Origin of the sequence: Aeromicrobium sp. 9AM, from assembly GCF_902506105.1 — a bacterium.
Lineage (GTDB): Bacteria > Actinomycetota > Actinomycetes > Propionibacteriales > Nocardioidaceae > Aeromicrobium.
On record NZ_LR733304.1, the window covers coordinates 2186109 to 2202620 of the forward strand.

Annotated in this window: 16 protein-coding genes; 6 read left to right on the forward strand and 10 right to left on the reverse strand. The window is 70.1% G+C overall.

Annotation, left to right across the window (positions count from 1 at the left end):
* The first annotated feature begins 172 nt into the window (after window positions 1-172).
* A complete protein-coding gene (locus BOSE46_RS17255; RefSeq protein ID WP_159541410.1) occupies window positions 173-766 on the forward strand; it encodes a TetR family transcriptional regulator in 594 nt (197 codons plus the stop codon).
* A gap of 5 nt (window positions 767-771) precedes the next feature.
* Here BOSE46_RS17255 and BOSE46_RS17260 read toward each other — a convergent pair whose 3' ends face one another.
* The 3 genes from BOSE46_RS17260 to BOSE46_RS17270 are packed head-to-tail and all read right to left on the reverse strand — an operon-like array spanning window position 772 to window position 3100.
* Complete coding sequence (locus BOSE46_RS17260) at window positions 772-1239, reverse strand: hypothetical protein (RefSeq protein WP_159541411.1); 468 nt, start codon at window positions 1237-1239, stop codon at window positions 772-774.
* The gene (locus BOSE46_RS17265; protein ID WP_159541412.1) at window positions 1236-2303 is read right to left on the reverse strand and encodes a diacylglycerol kinase; all 1068 of its coding nucleotides are present in this window, start codon (window positions 2301-2303) and stop codon (window positions 1236-1238) included. Before BOSE46_RS17265 ends, BOSE46_RS17260 begins: the two co-directional genes overlap by 4 nt.
* Window positions 2300-3100 carry an SDR family oxidoreductase gene (locus BOSE46_RS17270; RefSeq protein ID WP_159541413.1) on the reverse strand — a complete coding sequence of 267 codons (801 nt, stop codon included), beginning with the start codon at window positions 3098-3100 and terminating at the stop codon, window positions 2300-2302. Before BOSE46_RS17270 ends, BOSE46_RS17265 begins: the two co-directional genes overlap by 4 nt.
* Before the next feature lie 89 nt (window positions 3101-3189).
* Here BOSE46_RS17270 and BOSE46_RS17275 point away from each other — a divergent pair, with 89 nt between their 5' ends.
* The 3 genes from BOSE46_RS17275 to BOSE46_RS17285 are packed head-to-tail and all read left to right on the forward strand — an operon-like array spanning window position 3190 to window position 5879.
* Window positions 3190-4032 (forward strand): thioesterase family protein, encoded by an 843-nt coding sequence (locus BOSE46_RS17275; protein ID WP_159541414.1) that lies wholly within the window; start codon window positions 3190-3192, stop codon window positions 4030-4032.
* A gap of 34 nt (window positions 4033-4066) precedes the next feature.
* Window positions 4067-5095, forward strand: coding sequence for an alpha/beta fold hydrolase (locus BOSE46_RS17280; RefSeq protein WP_159541415.1), 1029 nt, complete (start codon window positions 4067-4069; stop codon window positions 5093-5095).
* A gap of 49 nt (window positions 5096-5144) precedes the next feature.
* Window positions 5145-5879, forward strand: a complete 735-nt coding sequence (locus BOSE46_RS17285) for an isoprenylcysteine carboxylmethyltransferase family protein (RefSeq protein WP_159541416.1) — start codon at window positions 5145-5147, stop codon at window positions 5877-5879.
* A gap of 143 nt (window positions 5880-6022) precedes the next feature.
* On the opposite strand, the gene BOSE46_RS17290 is transcribed toward BOSE46_RS17285, so the two are convergent.
* Window positions 6023-7096, reverse strand: coding sequence for a HAMP domain-containing sensor histidine kinase (locus tag BOSE46_RS17290; protein ID WP_159541417.1), 1074 nt, complete (start codon window positions 7094-7096; stop codon window positions 6023-6025).
* A complete protein-coding gene (locus BOSE46_RS17295; RefSeq protein ID WP_159541418.1) occupies window positions 7089-7784 on the reverse strand; it encodes a response regulator transcription factor in 696 nt (231 codons plus the stop codon). Before BOSE46_RS17295 ends, BOSE46_RS17290 begins: the two co-directional genes overlap by 8 nt.
* Window positions 7785-7900: 116 nt before the next feature.
* Between BOSE46_RS17295 and BOSE46_RS17300 the strand changes: the two genes are divergently transcribed.
* A complete protein-coding gene (locus BOSE46_RS17300) occupies window positions 7901-9016 on the forward strand; it encodes a peptidoglycan bridge formation glycyltransferase FemA/FemB family protein (RefSeq protein ID WP_159542906.1) in 1116 nt (371 codons plus the stop codon).
* Here the strand turns inward: BOSE46_RS17300 and BOSE46_RS17305 are convergent.
* The 5 genes from BOSE46_RS17305 to BOSE46_RS17325 form a co-directional block, all read right to left on the reverse strand.
* Window positions 9013-9244, reverse strand: a 232-nt coding sequence (locus BOSE46_RS17305) for an integrase core domain-containing protein (RefSeq protein ID WP_236551787.1), incomplete at its 5' end; no start/stop codon positions are given. The two genes, BOSE46_RS17300 and BOSE46_RS17305, sit on opposite strands and share 4 nt — an antisense overlap.
* Window positions 9245-9373: 129 nt before the next feature.
* Complete coding sequence (locus BOSE46_RS17310) at window positions 9374-11014, reverse strand: DUF563 domain-containing protein (RefSeq protein WP_159541419.1); 1641 nt, start codon at window positions 11012-11014, stop codon at window positions 9374-9376.
* Window positions 11015-11058: 44 nt separating this feature from the next.
* The gene (gene purH, locus BOSE46_RS17315; protein WP_159541420.1) at window positions 11059-12612 is read right to left on the reverse strand and encodes a bifunctional phosphoribosylaminoimidazolecarboxamide formyltransferase/IMP cyclohydrolase; all 1554 of its coding nucleotides are present in this window, start codon (window positions 12610-12612) and stop codon (window positions 11059-11061) included.
* Window positions 12605-13267 carry a phosphoribosylglycinamide formyltransferase gene (gene purN, locus BOSE46_RS17320; protein ID WP_159541421.1) on the reverse strand — a complete coding sequence of 221 codons (663 nt, stop codon included), beginning with the start codon at window positions 13265-13267 and terminating at the stop codon, window positions 12605-12607. Before purN ends, purH begins: the two co-directional genes overlap by 8 nt.
* Window positions 13161-14375: a DUF6350 family protein gene (locus BOSE46_RS17325; RefSeq protein WP_159541422.1), complete on the reverse strand. Its 1215-nt coding sequence runs from the start codon at window positions 14373-14375 to the stop codon at window positions 13161-13163. The genes purN and BOSE46_RS17325 overlap by 107 nt, the downstream gene beginning before the upstream one ends.
* A gap of 67 nt (window positions 14376-14442) precedes the next feature.
* On the opposite strand from BOSE46_RS17325, the gene BOSE46_RS17330 reads away from it, so the two are divergent.
* A complete protein-coding gene (locus tag BOSE46_RS17330; RefSeq protein WP_159541423.1) occupies window positions 14443-16254 on the forward strand; it encodes an RNA polymerase sigma factor in 1812 nt (603 codons plus the stop codon).
* The last annotated feature ends 258 nt before the right edge of the window (window positions 16255-16512 follow it).

Consider the following 16512-nt stretch of genomic DNA (forward strand, 5'->3'; position numbering starts at 1 on the left):
TGCCCCGCTCAGGCCGACGGCCCAGGCCCGTAAACTGGTACTCAGTTCTAGGTGATCACGAGTCACGCCGACCGGCATCAGTGTCGCCTCCAAATCTAGAACGTGTTTCAATCATACCGAGGGTCGGCGCAGTCACTCTGAGCCCAACGACCCGGACAGGAGACGATGCGCGATGGCGACCACCACCGAGACGGCCGGCTCCAACGCCCAGCGCGAGCGCCGGCGCCGCATCCTCGATGCCACGATCGCCCTGGCCGACACCGGCGGCTTCGATGCCGTGCAGATGCGGGCGGTCGCGGACAACGCCGATGTCGCCCTCGGCACGCTCTACCGCTACTTCCCGTCCAAGATCCACCTGCTGGTCACCGCCCTCGGCCGCGAGTTCGAGCGCGCCGAGGCACAGTCGCGCACCCGCGCGGTGCCCGGCGACACCCCCCACCAACGCGTCATGCACGTCCTCGGCGTCACCACGACGGCCCTGCAGAAGCAGCCTCAGCTGACCGAGGCCCTGACCCGCGCGTTCATGTTCGCCGACGCGTCGGTGGCCGACGAGATCCACCTCGTCGGCATCAAGCTGACGGCCATGATCACGCACGCGATCGACGGCACCGACGAGGCCCGCGAGCCCACCACCGAGGACATGGCGATCGTCCGGGTCATCGGCGACGTGTGGTTGTCGGCGCTCATGGGCTGGGTCACCGGCCGTACGTCCGCAGATGACGTCACGAAGTCGATGGATGTCGCGGTCAAGCTCCTGCTGCGCTGAGTCGCTCAAGCGGCCGGTTCGATCGTGAACGTCGCGTCGATCCGCTTGATCGTGCAGGCCGCGGTCAGCGTGAAGTCCTCGTCGACCGTCGAGCTCGCGAGCGACACCCCGCCCAGCCCGACCGGTATGTCGTAGTGCGCGTTGATGACGTCCTGCCGGCCATCCGGCTGCCACGTCCACACCACGTTCTCGATCGATGTGAAGACCGAGTACTGGACGTGCAGATGGAGCTGCAGCTTGAGGTCGAGGGCCGACACCGAGGTGGGCAGCCCGTTCTCGATCCGCAGCACGAACGGGTCGAGCGGGATCGACCAGGCGGCGTTGCGGTCGACGAGTGCGTCGAGGTACTTCTGCGCCGCTGCCTGCGAGCTGGGCTGTGAGCATCCGGTCGCGGCATGAGCGGTCGCCGGCGAGGCGATGAGCGTTGCGGCGACCGTGACGGCAGCCAGCAGGCGGCCGATGCGGGCGCTCACGTGACCACGAGTCCCCGGCCCGTGACCAGCGGCAGGTCGAGGGCCGTGACGAGGCCGGGCTTCGCGCCGACGACCGCAGGGACGGCGTTGACCAGCCGCATCGCGGTGGCCTTGAGACCCGCGGTGTTGTGGTCGCCGTCGGTGCCGAGCAGCTGCAGGTCGAGCGTGTAGTTGGGCTCGCCCTTGATCTCGACGCGGTAGCAACCGTGCCCCGCCGGCTGCGGCCAGTCCGGGCCGATGTCGTCGTGCACCCGCGTCACGTGCTCGAGCACCACGACGGCCTTGTCGCCGACCTTGCCGCGTACCTCGAAGTGCAGTCCCGCGACAGTGCCCTCCTCGATGCGTCCGCAGTCGATGTCGAACGACTCGGTCGCCGGGAGCCGCTCATAGAACTCCTCGACGTCGTCCAGCTCGACCCCGAGCCCGGCGGCGATCTGGTGCACGACGCTGCCCCACGCCATCGTGAGGATGCCCGGCTCGAGCAGCATCGGGACGTGGTCCATGGGCTTGCCGAAGCCCATGACGTCGAACACGATCATCCCCTGGTCGTACGTGTTGTAGTTGAGCACCTCCGAGCAGCGCACCTGGTCGATCCGCTCGCTGATGCTCGTCAGCGACAGTGGCAACCAGTCGTTGGCGAAGCCCGGGTCGATGCCGTTGACGTACAGCGACACACCGCCCTCAGCCGCCGCCTGCTTGACCCCTTCGGCCATGTCGACGACGGGACCGGACGGGAACTGCAGGAAGACCGGCCCGCTCGAGACCACGTTGATGCCGGCTCGCAGCAGTCGCTCGAGGTCGGCCATCGCCTCGAACAGCCGGTCGTCGGCCATCGCCGAGTGCACGACACAGTCGGGCTTGAGCGCGATGATCGCCTCGACGTCGTTGGTGGCGAGGACGCCGAGGTCACGGTCGAGCCCCGCGAGCCGGCCGGCGTCCTTGCCGACCTTGTCGGGGTTGGACACCCAGAGGCCGACGAGATCGAGGTCGGGCCGGGCGTCGATGCCGGCCAGCACGTGCCGGCCGACGTTGCCCGTGCTCCATGCGGCGACTTTGATGCTCATTGCTCTTCTCCCAGGTCAGGCAGTGCCATGTCGAGGTTGGGCTGGTCGATCCCGCCGTCGACCTCCAGCACTTTGCCGGTGAGGTAGCCGCCGGCAGGGCTCGCGAGGAACAACACCGTGGCGGCGATGTCGTCGGGGTCGCCGATCCGGCGCAGCGGGGTGTTGGCCTCCATCTGGGCCGTCAGCCCCTCGTCGCCGGTGACGATCTCCAGCGCCGAGGTGGCCACCGATCCGACCGCGATCGCATTCACGCGTACGCGTGGCGCGAGGTCTCGCGCCGCCAGCCGGGTCCAGTGCGCCAGCGCGGCCTTGGCTGTTCCGTACGCCAGATAGCCGCGTCCGCTGACCCGCCCCATCACCGACGAGATGTTGACGACGGCGCCACCGTCGCTCTTCAACAGGTGCGGCAGCGCGGCCCGGGTGAGGGCGTGCGCCGTCGAGACGTTGAAGTGGAACGCGCCCTCGAGCGCGGCCACGTTCGTGCGTACGAACTCCTTGGGCATCGAGCCGCCGACGTTGTTGACCACCACGTCGAGCCGGCCGAACGCCTCGACGGCGGTCTGCGCGAGCGCCGCCACCTGGTCGAGGTCGGACAGGTCGGCGGGCACGACGAGCGCCTTGCGACCCAGCGCCTCGACCTGCGCGGCGACCTCTCTCAGCTGGTCCTCCGTACGCGCGGCGAGGACGATGTCGGCGCCGGCCTCGGCGAGAGCGAGGGCGCTGGCGGCCCCGATCCCACGGCCTGCACCGGTGACGACGGCAACCCGGTCGTCGAGGCGGAATCTTTCGAGCACCATGGCCGGGACAGTAGCGCAAAACTGGAACACGTTCTAGTCTTGGGGACCCAGGCCGCCTCGTTGCCTGGCGCACCTGACAGGCTGCACCCATGTCCTTGGCCATGTTCACCCTCGAGGACGACCACCTCGTCCCCGCCGAGATCGCCCGCAGCCTGTGGAAGCACGACCAGATGCACGGCGTCGCCGTGAGTGGCGCCCTTGCCCGGGCGCTCGAGCACCGCCTCACCGAGCTGGGGCGTGACGACCTGCGACCGGCCCGCTACACCGTCGACCTGTTCCAGCCGGCCAAGATGGCGCCCTGCACGGTCGAGACCGAGGTCGTACGAGAGGGCCGTCGCATCTGTCTGATCGACGCAGTCCTGCTCCAGGACGGCGAGCGAGTGGCCCGCGCCAGCTGCATCTTCCTGCTGGCGACCGAGTCGCCCAAGGGTGAGGTGTGGACGCCGGGCGACCACCCGCAGCCGCCGCCGGAGGACGTCGCTCCGCCGAGCGACGAGCCCCGGGTGCCGCACTTCAGCAGCGAGTCGCCGTGGTCCCAGTCGTTCCCCGACCACCAGAACGCGGGCCGCAAGCAGACGTGGCAGGCCGGGCTGCCGGTCGTCGAAGGCGAGGTGGGTACGCCGTTCCAGTCCGTCGCCAGCATCGCCGACGGCACCAGCATGGTCGTCAACTGGGGCACGGAGGGCGTCAAGTTCATCAACACCGACATCACCCTCGCCCTGGCCCGACGGCCCGTCAGCCGCGAGATCGGCCTGTCGGCGACCGACCGCGTCGAGCACGACGGCATCGCCGTCGGCACGGTCGAGGTCTTCGACCGGGCTGGCCCGCTGGGCACCGCGATGGTCACCGCGCTGGCCAATGCCTCGCGGCCGATCGACTTCGGCGACATGGAGTTCGAGGACGACGGCAGCCGCAAGCCCGCTCGCGACTGACCAACTGACGGGCGCGCTGGGGTTGAATGGCCTGATGACGGCGCGGGAGCAGCGGCTGGGCACGGCGGATCTCGCTGGCAGGCAGGTGGCCTACGCCGTGACCGGCACCGGGCCGTACCTCTTGGTCGTCCCCGGCTGGCTCAGCCACCTCGAGCTGGGCTGGGCCATCCCGGCCGAGCGCATGTTCCACGAGTCACTGGCCGAGGGCCGGACGCTGGTGCGCTACGACCGGCCCGGCTGTGGGCTGTCCGATCCGTACGACGGCCCGCGCACGATGGCGCTCGAGCTGGACACCATCGCGGCCGTGACCGACGCGCTGGGCATGACGCGGTTCGACGTCCTCGGCTTCTCGTTGGGCGCGGCGGTCGCCGCGCAATGGGCGGCGGAGCACCCGGACACGGTCTCGCGCCTCGTGCTGTACGGCGGCTGGCCGGCCGGTGCCGAGATCGGGGACGATGACAGCCGGCGCCACGTGCTCGGGCTGATCTCGACCCACTGGGGACTGGGCTCCGACCTGCTCGCCAACCTGTTCGCGCCGGAGGCCGATGCCGGCACCCGGCTGGCGTTCGCGGACTACCAACGCGCTGCCTCGTCGGCCGAGACGGCGGCGGCGCTGCTCGGTCTGGCCTACGACCTCGACGTACGCCTAGCGCTGCCGCGGATACAGGCGCCGACCCTCGTGCTGCACCGGCGCGAGGACCAGGCTGCACCGATCGCGCTGGGCAGGGACCTGGCCGCCGGCATCCCAGGGGCCGAGCTCGTGGAGCTCGACGGTCGTTCCCACCTGCCGGCGATCGGCGACTCCGGCGCGGTCGTCGCGGAGGTGCGCAGGTTCTTGGGACTGCCACCACCGCGGCGGTCCGTGCCCACCGGACTCACGCCCCGGCAGTCAGAGGTCGCCGCACTGGTGGCCGAGGGCCTCACCAACCGCGACATCGCCGCCCGCCTGACGATCACCGAGAGGTCGGCCGAGTCCCACGTCGAGCGGATCAGGTTGCGTCTGGGCTTCCGCTCGCGCTCGCAGATAGCGGCCTGGCACGTCGCGACGGGTCCACACAAGTGAGGTAGTTCCACGGCTGCTTCTGCGCACCGTGCCCCACAGCATGGAGGACATGTCCCGACGTCCTCTGCATCTCGTCCTGTCCGCGGCCGGCTGGCTCGGCTTCCAAGCGACCGTCGTGTGGACCATGGCCTTCCTCGCCGAGGTGGTCGTACCGCACACCGTCGACGGCCCGGCCCGCATGGCCACGCCCGCCGCGATCGGTATCGACGCGGCGCTCCTGCTGCTGTTCGCGGTCCAGCACTCGGTCATGGCACGCCGGTCGGTCAAGGCGTGGCTCGGCCGGCGCATACCGGCGCCGCTGGAGCGCGCGACGTACGTGCTGGCCACCGACGCCTGCCTCGTGCTGATGCTGGTGTTCTGGCAGCCCTGGGGTGGCACGATCTGGCACGTCCACGGTGCAGCCGCGATCGCGCTGTGGGCGGCGTGCGGAGCCGGCTGGCTCCTGGCGATCGCCTCGACGTACGCGGTCGACAACCTCGAGCTCGTCGGACTCCGGCAGGCCGGGTGGGCCGGACCCAGGGACGACACCGCCACGACGCTCCAGGTCAAAGGCCTGCACGCCGTCGTCCGGCACCCGCTGATGACCGGGCTGCTGCTGGCGTTCTGGGCGACGCCGCACATGGGCGCCTCGCACCTGTTCTTCGCCCTGGCGACGAGCGGCTACCTCGCGATCGGGCTGGCGTTCGAGGAGCGCGACCTGCGGCGTACGTTCGGCGCGGCGTACGACGACTACGCCGCCCGCGTTCCTGCCCTCATCCCCTCGCTGTCTCGCACGACCGGGTGACCACGCAGGAAGGCGGCCAGCTGTTGGCTCAACCGACCGCCCCGGCGCCGAAGCGCCTGCCGTTGAGCGAGCAGGTGCACCTGTTCGTTCAACCCGCGGCACGTACCCGCTCGGCGAGGTATGAAGCACTCGGGCTCACAGGCTCACTCCGCGACGGGCAACTGGACCGTGACGCTGAGGCCCCCGCCGTCGCGGGGTGCGAGCGTCAAGGTGCCGCCGTGGGCGTGCACGATGCTCTTGACGATCGCCAGCCCGAGACCGACGCCGGCGTGATCCGTGCGTACGCGTTGGGTGCCCCGCTGGAACGGTTCGGTGAACGTGGAGACGAGCTGCGCGGACACGATCGCACCGGTGTTCTCGACCCGGAGCACCGCGGTGTCGGCATGTGCCTCGGTGGCGACCCACACGGTGCCGCGATCAGGCGAGTTGTGGACGATCGCGTTGTGCACGAGGTTCGTCACCATCTGCAGCAGGAGCGGGTGCGAGCCCGTCGTGACGACTACCTCCCCTGAGGTCTCGATCGTGATGCCGCCCTTCTCTGCGAGGGGGAGCAGCGTCTCGGTGGCCTCTTCCACGACGAGCGACAGGTCGACGGGAGCTCGCGTGAACGACTGCTGATCGGCGCGACTCAGCAGGAGCAGCGCCTCGGTGAGGTCGATCGCCCGCGTGTTGACGAAGTGCAGCCGCTCGATCAGCTCGGCGGTGTTGGGGTTCGGATCGGTGCGGGCGACCTCGAGCAGCGTCTGGGTGATGGCCAGCGGCGTACGCAGCTCGTGGGAGGCGTTGGCCGCGAACCTCTGCTGCTCCGCGTCGTGCGCCTCGAGCCTGGTCAGCATGGCGTCGAAGTCGTCGGCGAGGTCGCGGAACTCGTCCTTGCGGCCCTCCAGCCGAATCCGGTGCGAGAGCGATCCGTCCGCGACGAGTCGGGTCGCGTTGGTGATCCGCGTCAGGGGCGCGAGCATGCTGCCGGCCAGGATCCAGCCTCCGACCAGGCCGAAGACCAGCAGGCACACCAGCATGATGGCCACCTTGGGGGCGAAGGCATCCATCAGGTCGGAGCGGTCGGGTCCACTCGCGGGGCCGAACATCACCTCAGGGACGTACCGCAGCAGGAAGACCCACACGACCGCGAGCAGCATGACGCCCGCGATCATGATGAACCCGGCATAGCTGAGGGTCAGCTTGAGGCGGACGCTCAGCCCGGGCTGCCTATCCACGATCGCGGCCCTCGGCCGGTACGTGCGCAGGGTCGTCGATCCGGTAGCCGACGCCGGGCACCGTCGCGATGATCCAGGGCTCGCCGAGCCGCTTGCGCAGCGCGGAGACCGTGATGCGTACGGCGTTGGTGAACGGATCGGCGTTCTCGTCCCACGCCTGCTCCAGCAGCTGCTCGGCGCTGACGACACCGCCTTCGGCCGCGACGAGCACCTCGAGCACCGCGAACTGCTTGCGGGTGAGCGCAACGTAGCGGCCGTCGCGATAGACCTCACGGCGGAACGGGTCGAGCCGGAGGCCGGCGATCTCTCGCACGGGTGGCCGGTTGTGGGGGCGCCGGCGATCGAGGGCCCGGAGGCGGAGCACCAGCTCCCGGAGGTCGAATGGCTTGGTCAGGTAGTCGTCCGCGCCCAGCTCGAACCCGGTCGCCTTGTCGTCGAGACGATCGGCGGCGGTCAGCATGAGGATCGGCATGCCGCTGCCGGAGGCGACGATGCGCGTGGCGATCTCGTCGCCGGTGGGCCCGGGGACGTCACGGTCGAGGACCGCGATGTCGTACGTGTTGATGCTCAGCAGCTCGAGGGCCGTGTCACCATCACCGGCGATGTCGGCGGCGATCGCCTCGAGCCGCAACCCGTCGCGGATCGCCTCAGCCATGTAGGGCTCGTCCTCGACGATCAGCACACGCACACCATCGATGCTACGAGTCCGCGCGTATCGCCGGCGTATCCAAAACCACATACTCACCGGCAACATCACGCTGCCTTGACTGGCCGCATGCCTCCCACTGCACCCGCACCGGCGACATCCCGGTGCTGACCGTCAGCCCGATCAGCGCCGGGGAGCACCTCGCGTTCGTACGGGCACAGGAGTCGGCCAGCTTCCTGCAGACCCCGGCCTGGGGACAGGTCAAGACCGAGTGGCGCAGCGAGTCCCTCGGCTGGTTCGACGGCGGACAGCTGGTCGGCGCCGGGCTCGTCCTGCACCGGCCGGTGCCGCGGCTCGAGCGCTTCACCCTCGCCTACCTGCCCGAGGGTCCGGTCATCGACTGGACCGGCGACATCGGCGCGTGGCTCGACCCGCTGGCGGCGTACCTCAAGGCTCGCGGCGCATTCGCGATCCGGCTCGGCCCGCCCGTACGCACGGACAGCTGGAGCTCGGCGCAGGTCAAGCAGGGCATCGCCGACCCGGGCATCACGCGACTCACGGACCTGCCCAGCCAGGAGTTCAACGAGGTCGGCGCCCGGGTGACCAGCCAGCTCACCGCCGCGGGATGGCTGCCGCAGAGCCCTGAGCATGGCTTCGGGACGGGGCACCCGCAGTTCACCTACGAGCTGCCGCTGGTCGGCCGGACCGAGGACGACCTGCTGGCCGGCATGAACCAGTTGTGGCGCCGCAACATCAGGAAGGCAGCGAAGGCGGGCGTCGAGGTCAGCGTCGGCGACGACCTGAAGGCGTTCCACGACCTCTACGTCCACACCGCCGAGCGCGACCGGTTCACCCCGCGACCGCTGCGCTACTTCGAGACCATGTTCGCTGCGCTGGACGCCGAGGACCCCGGACGCATCAGGCTCCACCTTGCACGGCACGAGGGCACTCTCGTCGCCGCGGCCATCATGGCGCGGGTCGGCACGCGCGCCTGGTACGCGTACGGCGCCTCGTCGAGCGAGAAGCGGGAGGTCCGCGGTTCGAACGCGTGCCAGTGGGCGATGATCCGCGACGCACTCGCGGCCGGTTCCGACGTCTACAGCCTGCGCGGGATCACCCCGACGCTCGACACCACCGACCCGCACGTCGGCCTCGTCCAGTTCAAGGTCGGCACCGGCGGCGAGGCCGTCAGGTACGTCGGCGAGTGGGACCTGCCGCTGCGGCCGATGCTCTATCGCGCCTTCGACCTCTACATGCGGCGGCGCGGGCGCTAGCTGTGATGCCCAGCCAGGTTGTCCAATCTGGTGATGGGCGCTTTCTGCCCGACTGCTGAGTGGGGCCGGTGGTGGTTGTATTCGTGGATCCATGATGGCAGCGCTGCGAGTCGTGCTGATTCGGAGTTGTAGAACTTCTTGAAAGCCCAGCCCTCGGCCAGTGTGCGGTGGAAGCGTTCGATCTTGCCGTTGGTCTGGGGCCGGTAGGGCCGGGTCTTCTTCGGAGTGNGGTGCGAGCATTACCGTGGGACACGAGAACCTCCGTGGTGGATGTGGGCCTTCGACAAGCCACACCCCACCCGGAGGTTCTCGTTCACGTCAAGCCATTCCCGCTACCAACGTCCTGACCGGGTACAACTAGGCGAGCGTCTCGACCAGGGCCGCCCGGTGCTCGTCGAGGTCGAAGGTCCACGCCGACTTGTAGGCCTCGACGGAGAAGCCCCCGGCGGGCTGGTCGACCTCGGCCGGCGCCCAGAAGTAGTGGATCTCATGACCCAGGGCCGCGGCGAAGAGGTACTCGTTGGCGGCCACATAGCTGCGGCTCGACAAGATGACGACCTTGGCCTGCGGGTTGAGCATCATGTTGAACAACGCGCTGCCCGCGAACCCCGCGATGACCTTGGCCGCCCGGAACGCGTGCGCCTGCTCGGCGTACGGCATCGTCTCCGGGTGCATGATCGTGAAGCCCTGGTCCGCCATGAACGACTCGATCTCGGGGGTGTTGACGCACCAGCGCTGCGACTTCGTGCGCCGTGACAGGAAGATCTTCTCCGGCCGGTCGTGCGGGTGCGGGTCCGGGCCGAGCCCGCCGTAGAGCGTCTCCCACGCCTCGCCCAGCGCAGGATCGGCGTAGAAGGGGTTCTCCAGCTGCGGCATCGCCGCGACCAACGACCCCACCCGCACCGACTCGTCCTGCGTGACCCACATGATGTCGTCGACCGGGACGCCGAGCGCGGCCAGGATCTGCGCCTTCCACGACGGCAGCCGGTCGCGCTGCGGCTGGTGCGTCATGATGACGCGGAGGTCGGGATTGTCGGCACGGGCGATCTGCCAGCCCCAGTGCTTGGAGATCGTCTCGGTCATGAGGTGGCCGAAGTGGGTGGGGAACGCCGAGTCGAAGCTGAAGAACTCACCCGGCTCGTACCGCACCGCGGCCCGCTGGATCCGGTCCTCGAGACGCCCGAACCACGCCGTCGCGGGAATGATCTTCTTGTGGAACAGGCGCGAGGCGTTGCCGTGGCGGAACGAGTCGGGCAGCACGAGGTTGCCCCGGGTCACGATCTCGCGGACGTGGCACGTCGCGTCGGCATAGCGGCGGACCGCGAGGGACGGCACGGCGATCGTGCGCTGCTTCTCGCGGGGCGCGGGCTCGCCGTGCATCACGAGGGTCGCGCGCGACTCGTACTCGTACGCCTCGCGGCGTGCGATGACCTCGCCCCACTCGGGTCCGAACTGCTCGACGAGCACGTCCTCGACCACACGATGCCTCAGCGTGAAGTGGTGGTTCCCCCGCTTGCGCACGACGGCGAGCCGCCGGTCGCTCGGCAGGATCTCGACCGAGGCGCTCAGCTCCTGCCGCCTGCGCGCCGCAGCGGCGGGCTCGCCGTCGCGCGCCTCGACGGCCACGGCCAGGTCGCGGCCCACGGTGCGACCCGTCGCCACGTACGTTCCACCGTCGCGCACGGCCCAGACCGCCGCCCGCAGCAGGGCGAGCTTGTCGCCGCGCGTCGTGGCGTCAACGACCGCGGCCGGCCGCGGCATCGATCGCAGCCAGACGATCGCGTCGTCCCGCGAGCCGACGACGTACGAGCGCACGTCCGCGGCCGGGAGGCGGGCCGACAGGGCCGGGACGAAGTCGTCGTCCGGGTCACTGAGGAACACCGTGACGAGCTCGCCGGCACCCGTGTGAGCCGCCACGGCGTCGGCGACCTGCCGGACCACCGCACTCGGCCTGACCCGGCCGAGGCGCCTGACGGCACGAACTCGCAGGCTCGTCACCGTACGAGTCCGCGTCTGCGCATCATGTGCCGCTCAGTCCTCGATCAGTGGAAGAAGTGCCGGGTGCCGGTGACGTACATCGTCACTCCGGCGGCCTGGGCCGCCTCGATGACGGCATCGTCGCGGATCGAGCCGCCCGGCTGCACGATCGCACGCACACCCGCGGCGATCAGGATCTCCGGACCGTCCGGGAACGGGAAGAACGCGTCGGACGCGGCCACCGAGCCGGTGGCGCGCTCCGCGCCCGCACGCTCGACGGCGAGCTTGCACGAGTCGACCCGGTTGACCTGTCCCATGCCGACGCCGACCGAGGCGCCGTCCTTGGCCAGCAGGATCGCGTTGGACTTGACGGCTCGCACCGCGGTCCAGGCGAAGTCGAGATCGGCGAGCGTACGCTCGTCGGCCGGCTCTCCCGCGACGAGCGTCCAGGTCGACGGGTCGTCGCCGGGCGCATCGACGTGGTCGACGACCTGCACGAGCACGCCGCCGCTGATGCCGCGGAACTCGATGGGATCGGGGTGCTCGTCGGCGGGGACGCGCAGGATGCGGATGTTCTTCTTGGCCTGCAGCACCTCGAGGGCGCCGTCCTCGTAGTCGGGCGCGACGATGACCTCGGTGAACACCTCGGCCACCTGCGCGGCCATCGCCACGCTGACGGGGCGGTTGACCGCGATCACTCCGCCGTAGGCCGAGACCGGGTCGCACGCGTGCGCCCGGGCGTGGGCCTCGGCGACGTCGGCGCCGACCGCGATGCCGCACGGGTTGGCGTGCTTGATGATCGCCACGGCCGGCAGCTCGAAGTCGTACGCCGCCCGGCGGGCCGCATCGGTGTCGACGTAGTTGTTGTAGGACATCTCCTTGCCGTGCAGCTGCTCGGCGGCAGCCAGGCCACCGCGCCAGTGCTGGTAGAGCGCAGCAGGCTGGTGCGGGTTCTCGCCGTAGCGCAGCACCGCCGACTTGTCCCACGTCGCGCCGGTGAACTCCGGCCAGCCGTCCTCGGACGGGGCGTACGTGCTGGCGAACCACGAAGCCACTGCCACGTCGTACGCCGCGGTGTGCGCGAACGCCTGCGCGGCGAGCTGCTTGCGCTGGTCGAACGTGAACCCGCCGGCGGCGATCGCCGCGCGCACGCCGTCGTACGCCGAGGGGCTGACGACGACCGCGACGCTGGGGTGGTTCTTGGCCGCGGCGCGAACCATCGAGGGGCCGCCGATGTCGATCTGCTCGACGCACTCGTCAGGGGTCGCGCCGGACTGGACGGTCTCGCGGAACGGGTAGAGGTTGACGATCACCAGGTCGAACGGCTCGATCTCGAGGTCGGCGAGCTGCTGGACGTGATCGTCGAGCCGCAGGTCGGCGAGGATGCCGGCGTGGACGCGCGGGTGCAGGGTCTTGACCCGGCCGTCGAGGCACTCGGGGAATCCCGTGAGCTCCTCGACCGGGGTCACCGGGACGCCGGCCGACTCGATCGTCTTGGCGGTCGAACCGGTCGAGACGATCGCAATGCCGGCGGCATGCAGATCGCGGGCGAGCTCCTCGAGCCCGGTCTTGTCGTAGACCGAGACGAGGGCGCGCTTGAGGGGACGGAGGTCAGTCATCTGCCATCTTTCGTGGAGTCGAGCTGCCGAGCACGACGGCCCGGTCATCGAGGTGGAAGTCTTCGCGCGCGAGGGTGCCGACCCACTCGACGAGCATCGCGCGCTCGCTCGTCTTGATGCGTTCGTGGAGCGTGGCCTCGTCGTCGCCGTCGAGCACAGGCACCGCGACCTGCGCGACGATCGGCCCTGTGTCGACGCCTTCGTCGACGACGAACAGCGTCGCGCCGGTGACCTTGACGCCGTACGCCAGCGCGTCCCGCGGCCCGTGCATGCCCGGGAACGCCGGCGAGAGCGCCGGGTGGGTGTTGAGCGTGCGCCCCCCGAACCGGGCCAGGAACGCCGGCCCGGTGAGCTTCATGAACCCGGCCAGCACCACGAGGTCGGGGTCGTACGCCGCAACGGTCTCGGCGAGCGCCTGGTCCCACGCGGCCCGATCGGCGTACGCGGACGTCGTGAGCACGAACGTCGGTATGCCGTGCCTCTCGGCACGGGCGAGCCCTTCGATGCCGTCGCGGTCGGCGCCGACGGCAACGATCTGGGCGCCGTAGTCAGGACTCGTCGACGAGTCGATCAGGGCCTGGAGATTGGTGCCGCTTCCAGAGACGAGGACGACCAGTCGAGCTGGCGTCCGAGGGCTGCGGGGCACGGCCTCCACGATAGTGCTTGAGCACCGCGCCGAGCGCGCCGCCCACCGCCATGACAGGCACCGCGAGCAGCAACGGCGTGAAAGCCGGCGGTCCGGTGTCGGCCATGCGCCCCGGACCGATTCCCCCACCGGAGAGCCCGATGAGGATGCCGAGCAGGAATCCGGCGATCCCGCCGGACGCGGCGCCGAGCGCCACGCGAGCCAGCAGTCCCTCCCGTGACCCGAGCTCGACGCGCCAGCCCGACACCATGCCGGCCAGCAGCGGCACGAGACCGAGCACGAAGACCCACCCCGGGAACTCCCCCGGCGACGGCAGGGCAGCCAGCAGCGGGAAGCCCGGCACGTTGCCCAGCTGCGAGCCGGTGAGGTCGACCGATGTGTTCGTGCCGAGCATGAAACCGGGGCCGATCAGCGCCGATGCGGTCCAGAGGACCAGCGTCGGCGCGGCCAGGACGCACGCCAGCGCCAGCGCGATGCCGCCGCCGCGGCCGGGATCGAGCTGGGCCCAGATGTCGCCGGCTCGCGACATGTTGCGCAGGAACTGCACGATCACGACCGCACCGGCGGCCGCGAGCACCACGAGCAGGCCCGGGATCGCGGCCCGCGTGGCGAGGCGGATGTCGTCCGATGCCGTGAACCACAGGCGCTCACCCTGGCCGTGACGCCGGATGACACCCCACGCCGCACCCAGGCCGCCGACGACGAACGCGCCGAACGCGGCCCGGATGACCGAGGTGTGCACGCCGTCCGCGGCCGACGCAGCAGACGCGATGCCGGCGATGACGCCGTACGCGCCGGCCGCGGTCGCCACGAACGCGGGCAGCTCGTCGACCGGCTCGGCCACGACCCAGGACGCCGTCAGTGCCACCAGGGCGACGCACACCAGCGTCGCGCCCACGGGGATCAGCCCGAACGTCACCGAGCCGGTGTCGATGCCCGAGCCGAGCGACACGAGCCACGTACGCACCGCCGCGCGTACGAAGGCGGCCAACGGCGGGTCGGCCGAGCCCTGGGCGACCAGCACCAGGCCCGCCGACACGGCGAGCGACAAGATCGCGGCCAGCATTGCGGTGAGGAATGCCGGCCTGAGGTAGGGGGTCTCGACGGGGGCGGGCACCAGTTCATCCTCCCTGTAAAGTTGCGGCGTTGCACACAGGCACGCCGGACGTCAGAGGAGGCTGGACATGACTCGCGTCGACGAGTTCAACAGCTTCTACTCCTCGACCTTCGCAGACGCCGTCCAGGTCACCTATGCGGTCTGCGGTGACCGCCAGGTCGCCTTCGAGGCCACGGTCGACGCCTACCGCCGGGCGTGGCGCGACTGGACCAAGATCCGCAACCACCATCCGCTCGGCTGGGTCCGCAACGAGGCATGGAAGCTGACGGCGCTGAGCCGCAGCACCCACCCGCTGCGCCGCAAGCACGAGGAGGACAGCGACACCCAGCTGCTCGAGGCCCTCGCCGAGCTCAGCGTCGACGACCGCCGTCTGATCGTGCTCATGACCCTGGGCAACACCGACCTCGAGGAGGCTTCCCGCGAGGTCGGCGTCCCTGCCGAGGAGGGCATCGAGAACGTCACGACGGCCCTGGCGAGCCTCGAAGGCGGCCTGCGCCAGAGCATCGACACGATCGAGCGGCGCATGCACAGCCTCGCCGCCGCCACGGACTCGCTCACGGTCCCGCCGGCCGCGACGGTGCGCACCGCCGCCAAGCGCGGCCGTCAGCGCAACACCGTCCTGCTCGTCGCCGCCGCGGTCGTCGTGATCCTCGGTGGTGGCTTCGTCGCGACCGAGGGCGATGCGCTGGCGACCAGCAGCGCGCTGCCACAGCGCCAGAAGATCGGTGCTGAGCGCCCCGACGTCCTGCTGGACGCCGAGAAGATCGACACCGGCAACCTGCTCTCGTCGGCGCAGGTCAGCGAGCTCGACCCCGAGAGCACGTGGAAGATCGACGGCACCGACGAGAACGTCGACAACACGACTCCATACGCGACGTGCCCGACCAAGCGTTACGCCGACAAGGACCCGCTCAAGGTCTTCGTCCGCACGTTCAACGCCGACGGCGTCACGGACGAGCGCGTGGCGCAGGCCATCGAGGTCTCCCGCAGCGAGGACACGGCCTCCAAGACGTACGAGCGGCTGGTGCAGTGGTACTCCGACTGCGAGCACCCCCGCGTGCAGCTCGTCGCGGCCTACACCGTGCAGCGCCCGTTCGGCGACTTCCAGATCCTGCGGCTGCGCTCGCACCGGTCCCCCGAACGTACGTTCACGGTCGGCTTCAGCCACTCCGGCACGGTCACCAGCACCTTGGTGCACGAGGCCGACGGAGCCAGCGGGCCCAGCATCCAGGCCTTCGCCCGTACGCTCAACGACTCGGTCGCCAAGGTCTGCAAGGACAGCGGCGGCGAGTGCACCGACGCCATCACGGTGAGGCGCACCGACCCGCCGCCGACCTCGGAGGCCCCGTCGTTCCTGGGCATCGTCGACCTGCCGCCGATCCGCAACGTCGACAAGGTGTGGGCCGGCGCATCCGTGTCGGCGAAGACCAACCCCGCTGCGACGCAGTGCGACAACGCGGCCTTCAGGGGCAAGGACGTGACCCGCGCCCAGGCCCGCATCTACGTGCTCTACCAGGCGACCACGCTGCCCAAGCAGTTCGGCGTCGCCGAGACCGTCGGCCGGTTCTCCTCACCCGCCAAGGCCAAGGCGTTCGTCGCGAGCGTCACGAAGCGCCTCGACGGGTGCAGCGACCGCAACCTCTCGGCCAAGATCGACCAGCACGAGGAGTTCAAGGGCACCGGCTACTCCGGCGACGTGTGGCGGGTCGGTGTCGAGGTCACCAAGGGCAACCGGGCCTACTACCGCATGTCGTTGATCCGCCGTGGCGCCGACGTGGCCCAGGTGACCTTCACCCCGGCCGGCACCTACGACATCACCCAGAAGGCCTTCGAAGCCATGGCAACGCGCGCAGCAACGCGCCTGAAGTACGCCAAGTAACCCGCGCCGGGAAGGTGACTCCGCGACGCAACCAGACGCCCTGAGGTCAAAGGACTGTTGCGGGAGGGCGCCGAGCTGAGGGGTCTGTTGAGGCCCGTCGACGAGCCGGCGACGCAACGCGAGGCGGACGACGAACGACGCTTGTCGATGGGCCTCAACTGACCCGTCAGCGCAGGTGACGACGACACCACGAAGGCCGAAAAGCAAAACGCGGTAGCACTGAAAAACATAAAAAAGGAGCCCCCTCCCGCCAAAGGC